This is a genomic window from Saccharothrix xinjiangensis (genome assembly GCF_039527585.1).
GTDB classification, from domain to species: domain Bacteria; phylum Actinomycetota; class Actinomycetes; order Mycobacteriales; family Pseudonocardiaceae; genus Actinosynnema; species Actinosynnema xinjiangensis.
This window is the reverse complement of record NZ_BAAAKE010000018.1, coordinates 177,682-186,521: the sequence shown is the minus strand read 5'-3', so window position 1 is coordinate 186,521 and position 8,840 is coordinate 177,682. Positions and strand designations below refer to the sequence as shown.

8 protein-coding genes and 1 pseudogene are annotated in these 8,840 nt (G+C 71.0%); 5 read left to right on the top strand and 4 right to left on the bottom strand.

Annotation, left to right across the window (positions count from 1 at the left end):
• The coding region (locus ABD223_RS29180) for a hypothetical protein (protein WP_344039793.1) at positions 1-309 on the bottom strand (309 nt) is incomplete at its 3' end.
• A 323-nt stretch (positions 310-632) separates the two neighbouring features.
• On the opposite strand from ABD223_RS29180, the gene ABD223_RS29175 reads away from it, so the two are divergent.
• The 5 genes from ABD223_RS29175 (at position 633) to ABD223_RS29155 (ending at position 4,132) form a co-directional block, all read left to right on the top strand.
• Complete coding sequence (locus ABD223_RS29175; protein WP_344039792.1) at positions 633-851, top strand: hypothetical protein; 219 nt, start codon at positions 633-635, stop codon at positions 849-851.
• A gap of 586 nt (positions 852-1,437) precedes the next feature.
• A complete protein-coding gene (locus ABD223_RS29170; protein ID WP_344039791.1) occupies positions 1,438-1,560 on the top strand; it encodes a lasso RiPP family leader peptide-containing protein in 123 nt (40 codons plus the stop codon).
• Between the two features lie 28 nt (positions 1,561-1,588).
• Positions 1,589-3,433 carry an asparagine synthase-related protein gene (locus ABD223_RS29165; RefSeq protein ID WP_344039790.1) on the top strand — a complete coding sequence of 615 codons (1,845 nt, stop codon included), beginning with the start codon at positions 1,589-1,591 and terminating at the stop codon, positions 3,431-3,433.
• The gene (locus ABD223_RS29160; protein WP_344039789.1) at positions 3,411-3,671 is read left to right on the top strand and encodes a lasso peptide biosynthesis PqqD family chaperone; all 261 of its coding nucleotides are present in this window, start codon (positions 3,411-3,413) and stop codon (positions 3,669-3,671) included. The genes ABD223_RS29165 and ABD223_RS29160 overlap by 23 nt, the downstream gene beginning before the upstream one ends.
• Complete coding sequence (locus ABD223_RS29155; RefSeq protein ID WP_344039788.1) at positions 3,668-4,132, top strand: lasso peptide biosynthesis B2 protein; 465 nt, start codon at positions 3,668-3,670, stop codon at positions 4,130-4,132. Before ABD223_RS29160 ends, ABD223_RS29155 begins: the two co-directional genes overlap by 4 nt.
• Here the strand turns inward: ABD223_RS29155 and ABD223_RS29150 are convergent.
• The 3 genes and pseudogenes from ABD223_RS29150 to ABD223_RS29140 all read right to left on the bottom strand — a co-directional run bounded on the left by ABD223_RS29150 (position 4,133) and on the right by ABD223_RS29140 (position 8,839).
• Positions 4,133-5,238, bottom strand: a pseudogene (locus ABD223_RS29150) (IS256 family transposase).
• Between the two features lie 293 nt (positions 5,239-5,531).
• Entirely contained in the window at positions 5,532-7,121 is a 1,590-nt protein-coding gene (locus ABD223_RS29145; protein ID WP_344039787.1) for an aldehyde dehydrogenase family protein, read from the bottom strand.
• Positions 7,115-8,839 (bottom strand): acyl-CoA dehydrogenase family protein, encoded by a 1,725-nt coding sequence (locus tag ABD223_RS29140; protein WP_344039786.1) that lies wholly within the window; start codon positions 8,837-8,839, stop codon positions 7,115-7,117. Before ABD223_RS29140 ends, ABD223_RS29145 begins: the two co-directional genes overlap by 7 nt.
• Position 8,840 lies beyond the last annotated feature (1 nt).

Here is an 8,840-nt window from a genome sequence, read left to right as displayed (position 1 = left end):
CAACTCCGCGGCGATCAAGCGCTGCTTCGCCGCGCGTTCGGGCAGCCAGTGCACGCCGTCGCCGCCGACGGTGTGCGTGACGGAGGTGGCCCGGCCCCGCGCGAGCGCCTCGGCGACCTTGTCCTCGACCTCCCGGACGTGGGCGACCCACTGCTCGTCGGTCAACGGCTCCAGGACACCGGGCCCACCGGCCGACGCGGTGAACGGTGCGACGACCAACGACACCGCCACCAACACCGCGACCGCGAGTCGCGACCACCACGGCCGCTCGGGCCTCACCGACGTCGCAACAATCTCCGCTCGGCGCATGCTGTCCCCTCCGGGTGTCTTGGGACACCACCACCGGCATCCGGTGAACGCAGAGTCGTCCCACGACAGGAATTCGGCCAGCCGGTCGGCTCGGCACCACCTGGACAGGTGGTGCCGAGCCGAGGCGTCGGGTGAACGTCGGCACGCACGGTCATCATCAGGGTGGGTATCGGGTCTTCCGGACCGTACCTCTGTCAGGTCCCCGTCCTGGAGGAACCCCGCACTGACTCGTCGCCCACTGGAAGGACGTCCTCTCGGCGGGACTTTCCCCATCGGGTGACGCACCGCGTCGAGCACACCTTCGGCGTCCATACTCGTACCCGTTGTCGGTCATCGAGGAAAGGATGGTTGTTATGAGGCAGGACGATGACAACCAGGACGTCGTTGAGGATCACTCCATCGAGCCCACGACCGAAGAGCAGGACGACAAGACCCTTGTCGAAGATGATGAGGGCACCGACCCGGCCACCGAACCCGCCGCCTCCGGACAAGGCAAGAAGAACGGCGGACCTGGTCCGCAGAGCCGGCTTGCCATCAACTGAGCACATCGTTCCTCACCATCTCCGTCGACCGCAGGAAGGACCCGGCCACGGAGAGCAACAGCAGTCCCGGTCGTGGAGGCCGGCCGCGCACGGACCACCGGCCGTTGGCGGCGCCGGGGCCGCGCCAGCAGCCACGTGCGGGGAGTAGGCCCAGTTGGACAGGAACTCCCAGCCCACCGACCACGGGGCCCGAGCAGAGCGCCCGACGCTGTCGGGGGACGACGGTGCCGGACTGCTGTCCACCATGCAGTCCACTCCGTCCGGCAGAAGCATCCCGGTCGGCGGCTGCATCCCGCCATCCTTCCCGGCAGCGTGGACGGCTGGCGCGGCCACCGCCCGAACACCATCACCCGCCGCCCGACCCCTGCCGGGTTTCGCCGTGCGCTCAGGGCGGTGATCGTATGGGCCCGGCCGGAGCGGTCCTGTCGTCACGGAGGGTGATATTCGCGTCGTTGTGGGGTGGTGTTCGCCGGTGGGGTGGCTGATTCGGGTGGTCATCCGACCCCGGGGTTTTTTGTGTCCTGTATGGACCATCCTGTCGGTACAGCGACCCTGCTGTGAAACTGTTTCAGGACAGGAGATCGTGATGGACGAGAAAAAGACGGTGACACCGTACGAGACGCCGGCCCTGGTCGAGCTGGGAGAGTTCGGCGAGGACACCCTCGGGCACGGCGAGGAGATCGAGGACTGGCAGGCTTATTTCGGCTGAGCCTCCATCCGGCTGGATACGGTGAGTGATGACTGAGGGTTGGCTGGCGTTGCCGGATACCGTGGCCGCCGGATCGTGGATCGGGGCGGCGCGGGCCGGATCCGAGGTGGTGTCCCACGCGTCGGGCCGGCCGTGGCTGGTGGGCCGGTGGCAGCCTGGTGAGTGCACCGTGGCGGAAGCCGGGCTGGTGCGGGTGGCGGTGATCGGGTGCTGCCCGGTCACCGCCACCCGGCTGTGCGGGATGGTCGCCGGGGTGCGGCGGGTGGCGGAGTTGGACGCGGTGGCGCGTGCGCTGCCGGGCAGTGTCCACGTGGTGGCGTCGGTGGAAGGTGTGCTGCGGGTGCAGGGCGGCCTGGCCGGTCTGCGTCAGGTCTTCCACGCCCGCCGCGACGGGATCACCGTGGCCGGTGACCGGGCCGATGTGCTGGCCGCGCTGGTCGGGGCGGAGGTCGACGAGCGGATGCTGGCCGCCCGGATCGCCTGCGGCCCGCGACTGCCTTCCCCGTTGGGCGAGCGGTCGATGTGGCGGGGTGTGCGGGCACTGGAACCGGACCACTACCTGCACGTGGACACCTGTGGCGACGCGACGGCGGTGCGGTGGTGGCGACCACCCGCCCCGGACACGTCCCTCGATGCAGGCGCGGGCGTGGTGGGCGAGGCGCTGCACCACGCGGTAGCCGCCCGCACCGGGGCCGCCGGGGCGTCGAGCGCCGACCTGTCCGGCGGGATGGATTCCACCTCGCTGTGCTTCCTGGCCGCCCGGGACACCCCTGGGCTTGTGACTTTCCGCTCGGGCGAGATCGAGGCGGGCAACGACGACGCGGGTTTCGCGGCCCTGGCGATCCGGGCCCTGCCGCGGGCCGAACACCTGGTCCTGCCACCGGCGGACATGCCGACGGTCTACGCCGACCCGACACGCACCGGGGACGCGGAGGCGCCCTACCCCTTCGCCCGCACCCATGCCATCACCCTGCACACCGCCGCGGTGCTGGCGGGGCGCGGATCGCGTCGGCACCTGGCCGGGCACGGCGGTGACGAACTGTTCCACGAGGGCTTCGCCTACCTGCGCGACACCCTGCGCCACCACCCGCTCACCGGATTTGCCCACCTGCGCGGCCACCGCGCGCTGCACCGCTGGCCGCTGGCCGCCACCGTCACCGCGCTGACGGACAACCGGACCCTCGCCGGCTGGTGGCGCGACCAGGCACGGTGCCTCACCGACCCGCCCCCGGCCCGCCGCACCCCCACCCTGGGCTGGGGATCTCCGCTGCGCGCGGCGGACTGGGTGACCCCGGCCGCGGTCGAGGCCGCGCGCGGGCTGCTGCTGGACACCGCCGGGCACGCCCGACCGCTGGCCGACGAACGCGGGCAGCACGCCACCCTGGCGGTGCTGCGCACGATGGGGCCGGCCTACCGCCGGCTCGCCCGGCTCTTCGCCACCGCCGGGATCACTCTGGAGATGCCCTACTTCGACGACCGGGTGATCGAGGCGGCCCTGTCCGTGCGGCCGCACGAGCGCCGCACCCCCGGCCGCTACAAGCCGCTGCTGGCCGAGGCGATGCGCGGCGTCCTGCCCCCGGAAATCGCCGGGCGCTCCACCAAGGGCGAGTTCGGCGAGAACCGGAGGATCGGGTTGCGCCGCAACCTGCCCGCCCTGCTGGACATGTTCGCCGACTCCGCGCTGGCCGCCCAGGGTGTGATCGACGTCGACGTGCTGCGCGCCCGACTGCTGGCACCCCAGGTCGACAACTCCACCGCGTTCGCCCTGGAGCGGCTGCTGGGCTGCGAGACCTGGCTCCGCACCACGACCACCAACACCAACACAGTGTCACCCGGATCGGGGAAGACCGATGAACCTGCGACTGCGTCCTGACGTGGCCACCACCGCCACCGAGCACGGCACCGTCCTGCTCGACGAACGCACCGGCCGCTACTTCCAGCTCAACCCCACCGGCACCCGCGTGCTGCACGCCCTGCTCGACAACCAGGCCGCCGACCGCATCGCCGGCGACCTGGCCGCCGACCACCACCTCGACCCCGGCCAGGTGCAACACGACGTCACCGCGCTGATCGGCCGGCTGCGCACCGCGAACCTGGTGGTCGAGTCGTGAGCGTCCCCGTCGCCCTGGAACACCGCGTCCGACTACCCGCGCACCGCCGCGTGCTGCCACTGCTCGCGGTCGGCGCCGCCCGCCTGCTCACCCGCCTGCCCCCGGTCAGGCTGCGCCGGATCCTGGAGTTCGCCCGCCGCGGCGCCCGTCCCGCCACCGCCGAGCAGGCCCTCGCCGCCCGCGCAGCGGTCGTCTCGGTCAGCCTGCGCTGCGCCGGCCAGGGCTGCCTGCAACGCTCCCTCGCCGCCACCCTCTACTGCCGCGCCCGCGGCACCTGGCCCACCTGGTGCACCGGCGTGCGCACCCACCCCTTCACCGCCCATGCCTGGATCCAGGTCAACGGCCAACCCATCGGCGAACTCCACCCCGCGGACCACTACAACACCCTGCTCGCCATCGAACCTCTCCCACAACCCCGACCCACGGGTCCATCCCGCAACCGGTGTGTCCGACGTTGTTGATCAGCAGTTTTCGGCTCCCGGCCAGCGGTCACCGAACGTGATGGCGAAGGCGTTGAGCACGGGCTTCCAGCGCATCGTCCACCTGGCGCGGCCCGTCCCGGTCGGGTCCAGGCTGCGGGTGACAAGGTGCAGACACCTCATCGCCGACTGCTCGGTCGGGAAATGCCGCCGCCGCGACGTCGGGCGTGGGCGCGGTGTAGATCGGGATGACGTCCCGTTTGACCGCGTCCCGGTCCTGGCGGGCCACCAGCCGGACGGTGTTGCGGATCAGGTGCACCACGCAGGTCTGGACCACGGTCTGCGGCCACACGTTCGCCACCGCGTCGGGCAGGCCCTTGAGCCCGTCGCAGACCAGGAAGAACACGTCCCCGATGCCGCGGTTCTTCAGGTCGACCAGCACGCTCATCGGAGAACTTGGCACCCTCGCCACCGGTGCCCATCCACAGCCCGAGCACGTCCTTACGGCCGTCCACGGTGACGCCGATGGCGGCGTAGACCGGCCGGTTGGCGACCTGGCCGTCACGGACCTTGACCACGATCGCGTCGAGGAACACCGCCGCGTAGACGGCGTCCAGCGGGCGGCCTGCCCAGTCGTTCATCTCCGCCACGACCTTGTCGGTGATGCGCGAGACCGTCTCCCTCGACACCGGGGCGCCATAGATCCCGGCGAAGTGCGCCGAGATCTCCCCGGTGGTCAACCCCTTGGCATACAACGACAACACGATCTCGTCGACATCGGTGAGACGACGCTGCCGCTTCTTGACGATCCGCGGCTCGAAGGTGCCTTCCCGGTCGCGGGGCACCTCGATCCCCACCTCGCCGGCCGCGTCCGAGATCACGGTCTTGGTCCGGCTGCCGTTGCGCACGTTGGTCGACTCGCGTCCGGGTTCCGCGCGGTTCTTCTCGTGGCCGAGGTGCTCGGTCATCTCCTCGGCCAGGGCGGTCTCCAGCACGTTCTTGGTGAACAGCTTGAGCAGGCCGTCCGGGCCGGTCGACGCCAGCCCTCGCGCCTTGGCCTCGGCCACCATCGCCGCCGCAGCGGCCTGCTCCGGCGACAGCTGCCGCCCGGTCCCGCTCTTCCTCGTCCCCACAAGCTCAGATGTCATCACTCACAGTGCCCATCCCGCCGGACCCCAGGCCCGGCGTGTCGGGCCGAACACACCGATTTCGAAACAGTCCCGCCGCCGAACGCAGTGGCACGGTGCGGCAGTTCGCCCGGTATGGAGAAGCTGATCGGTGCTCATATCGCAGAAGAAGTCCACGAACGGTCCACCGGGATATGCATTGGTGGCCCCCACCTCGGCGCACCCGTGGTCGGTGACAGTATTCCCGCGCCGCGCCCCCGACCTCTGGTGCTCGATCGTGAGGGTCGGCTGTCCGGGCGCGCAGCCGGACCGCCTCAAGGACGGGAGCCGGTGTCCACGGTCACGAGCGCGTCCGGTACGTCGATGTCCGTGCCGATGGACACCGCTTGCAGGTGGGTCGCGCGTAGGAGTGGGTAGTAGGTCTCTCCGAACGGGCCGCCGGAGAGGCCGGTTCCGCCGTGGGTGGGGAGGAACGGTGTGGTGCCGGAGTGGGAGTCGTTGACCTTGATGATGCCGCCGTTGGTGATGTCGGTGAGGAAGCGGTCGATGGTGTCGGGGTTGGTGGCCCAGAGCGAGTTGCGCAGGCCGTAGGCGTTGGCGTTGAGCAGTGCGAGCACCTGCCCCAGTAGGTCGGGGCCCTGCTCGGGGACGATGATCGGCAGCAGGGGGAAGAAGGTCTCCTCGGTGACTGCGGGGAGCGTGCGTGCGATGTCGAGGCCGTTGACTCGGATGAGGGTGGGTTGGACGAACGGGCCGTGCGGGTTGGGGTTGCCGGCCAGGTCGATCAGTGAGCCGCCGGTGAGCAGGGTGGTGCCCGCGTCCTGGGACTTGGTCAGCATGGTCAGGAATTCGGCGGCCTTGGCGACCGGCGCGAGCGTGGCGTCGGGGTCGGTGGGCAGGCCGGGGCGCAGATCGCGGACGTGGGTGGTGAGGCGGGTGATGAATTCGTCGGCGATCGTCGGGTGGGCGACCACGTACTTGGGCACCATGCAGATCTGGGTGGAGGCGAGGAACGCCTCGGCGGCGGCGAGGACGGAGCGGTCGAGGTCGGCGTCCTCCCAGACGACGAAGCCGTCGTTGCCGGCGAGTTCCAGCAAGGGTTTCTTGCCGTGCTGCACGCATTGCGCGCCGACCTGGATGCCCAGTTCAGAGCTGCCGACGAAGGCGATGTCGTCGATCAGTGGGTCGGCGAGCCATGCCTGGAGCATGTCTTGGGCGCCGCCGCAGACGATGTTGCACACACCCGCCGGTGCTCCTGCCTCGCGCAGGGCGGGGAGTACGAGTTCGCGGAAGATGTACATGACGCCTGCGGGGACGGCGGTGGGTGCGCGCATCACCAGGGTGTTGCCGGCGAGCATCATGGGGATGGCGAGGCAGGACAGTGTCGCGGCGGCGTTGCGGGGTGGGTGGAAGGCGATGACGCCGTCGGGCAGGTGGCGGACGAGCAGCCGGCGGTTGCCGACGGTCTCCTCGCGTGTCATCTGTGCCGCGCTTCGGGCGAGGTATTCGGGGCTGAGGCTGTGGGCGATGCCGGCGATGGACCACTGGGCCACCCGTGACGGGTAGCCCTCGGCCATCATCACCGCGGCCAGTTCGTCGCGGTGGGCGAGGATGCGGTGGTGGATGTCGGCGCCGATCGCCAGCCGGTCGGCCAGGGGCGTGCGGCGCCACGCGGGGAACGCTTCAGCGGCTGCTTTCGTGGCGGCGGCGACGTGGTCGGGTCCGGCGACGGCCACGGTCGCGATGACGCCCGGTGCGGGTTCGCCGTTGGCCGCGGCGGTGGCGGCCTGTTTGGCGGCGCGGGGGTCGGTGAGCATGAGGGAGACGTCGACGGGGTGGACCCAGGACGCGCCGTCGACGTCCTGGCCGGCGATGTGCAGGGGCCAGGTGTGGTGCTTCAGCATGGGGTGTTCTCCTTGTCGGCGGTGTGGTTGCCGATGGCGGTGGCCAGCAGTTCCGGTGTGTAGCCGAAGGCGTCGACCAGCGCCTCGGCGTGCTCGACCAGCACGAGGCGGTCGGCGTCGGCCTGGGCGGTCAGTTCGTGCCACCGGGCCGGGTCGAGCAGTCCGTGGACGAGGTACCGGTCGGCGTGCTCGAGCACGAGGGCGGTGCCGTGGTGGCGGGCCAGCACGGCCAGCACGGTGTGGGCCGGTCCGTCCGCGTTGGCGGCTCCGGCGAGCAGGCTGAGGTGGGCCTGCTCTTCGCAGTGTGCGAGGACGGCGTCCCGGGCGTGTCCCGTGGCCGCGTTCCAGGCGTCGAACGGATCGGTGCGGGCCGGGTCGGCCACGATCTTCCTGGCCTGGTCGAGCAGGGCCCGGGTGCGGAAGGCCAGCAGGTCGGGCACCTCGATGGGGGTCGGGCAGGAGCGCGTGGTGAACCGCTGGTCGGCGATGAGTTGTTTGGCGATGGCGAGGGCGAGGACCTGGTTGTCGCCCTCGGCGGTCACTGCGGCGTGGGCGAGGCCGAGGTACTCGGCGATCCGGTTGTGCAGCAGCAGGCCCTGTGCGCCGCAGCGTTCGCGGCACCGGGAGCTGGTGTCGAGCGCGGTGTAGGAGGCGAGCACCTTGACGGTGTTGACGACCAGGGTCCGGTGTGGCTCGGCGACACCCTCGGCCCACAGGTTCTTGGCGGTGTTCACCAGGCCGGTGGCGGCGTAGGCGCGGCCGATCAACCTGATCAGCACGTCGTTGTGGTTGCGGTGGGCCATCGCGGGGACCTGTCGCCCGCGCCCGCCCTGCGTCATGCGGTGCAGCGAGTGGCGGACGGTGATGGCCAGCGCCGCGCGTGCTTCGGCGAGCGCCGCGCCGGCCAGCAGCATCCGGCCGAGCTTGAGGCAGTCCAGGGTCTGCCAGAAGCCCGGCCTCGTGGTGCGCGGATCGGCGTCGGCTCCAGGGCCTGGTAGCCAGTGGCGGCGGGCCACGCGCACGCCGTGAAACCCGGTCAGCGCGTAGTCCATGTCCATCGTGATGCCCCGCGACAGCGGGATCACCCGCACGCCGGGAGCGAGTCCGGATTCGGTCGTCAGGCGCACGGCGAACGCGTGCAGCGCCGGTTCGACACCGGGCATGTCCAGGCGTGCGATCACCACGCCGACGCGGGCCAGGCCGGGCAGCCCGGTGGTGGACATGATCTTGTAGGCGGTGTGGTCCGGGCTGTCCAGCACGAACTCGTCGGTTGCGGCGTCGTAGGTCGCGCGGGTGCGGATGGCGGCGAGGTTGTTGCCGCTGGTGGTCTCGGTGGCGAGGAACAGGCCGATGGCCCGCATCGAATCGACGTCGGCCAGCAGGTCGGCCACGTCCTGCGGACGCTGGGCGAGGTTGGCCAGCGAGGCGGCGCACAGGTTGTAGTGCACGCTCATGATGCCCACGGCGGCCGGGTCGACCACGCCCATCCACTCGTGCAGCGCGCACAGCCGGTGCACGTCGCCGTTGACCGAGGACGGTGGGCCGGTCGCGGCGGCGAGGTCGCGCATGTTGGCGTAGGACTGCCGGGCGCCGTCCATCCAGGACAAGCCGCGCCGGGGGGCGTGTGCGGGTGTGCTGAGCAGCTTGGGCAGGTCGGCGTGGTCGCGGTCGTACCTGCCGTCGAACAGGTACTCGCCCAGCCCTTCGATGAGATCCATG